The 553-nt window shown below is 66.7% G+C and carries 1 protein-coding gene; it reads right to left on the reverse strand.

Annotated elements, in window-relative coordinates:
- A partial coding sequence (locus ACI3KQ_RS15955) for a VCBS domain-containing protein (RefSeq protein ID WP_404959330.1) occupies window positions 1-553 on the reverse strand: 553 nt, incomplete at both ends.

Below are 553 nucleotides of genomic sequence, written 5' to 3' on the forward strand. Positions count from 1 at the left end.
CCGTCGGCATCCTGCATGCTGTAGTTGAGCGTGAAGTCCTTGCTGAACCCGCTCCCCAGCGCCTGCGTCGCCGCTCGGCTGTTGTCGAGCGCATAGCTCCAGCTGCCATCGCTGTTCTGCGTCAGCGCGCCATAGCTGTTCAGTTCCGCCACCGCTGCCGCGTCCGCCCCCCAGGCGACGAAGCTGCTGGGCGTGTCGGCCCCCGCCACGTCATTGGTCAGCACATTGCCCGACAGGCTGCCCGCCACATCCTCGGTCAGCGTGCCACCCACGTCATCCACCGCCTGCGGCGCGTCGTCGAGGATGCGCACGATCAACGTGTCGCTGGCGGTGGTGCCGCTGATGCCGTTGACGCTCAGCGTGACGCTGTCGTCAAACTCGGTGAGCGTCGCCCCTGGCTTGCTGTCATTGTCGATGGTGGCGCTTAGCGTGTAGCTGTAGCTCACCGCGCCCGTCCCCGCATTGTAGCCGGTCAGGCGCAGCGTCCCCTCGCCCGTGTTCACAACCCCATTGGTCGTGCCGAACGCCTGCATCTGCGCCAGGGTGAACACCG

It is taken from the genome of Sphingobium sp. ZW T5_29 (assembly GCF_044987515.1).
Taxonomy (GTDB): Bacteria; Pseudomonadota; Alphaproteobacteria; order Sphingomonadales; family Sphingomonadaceae; genus Sphingobium.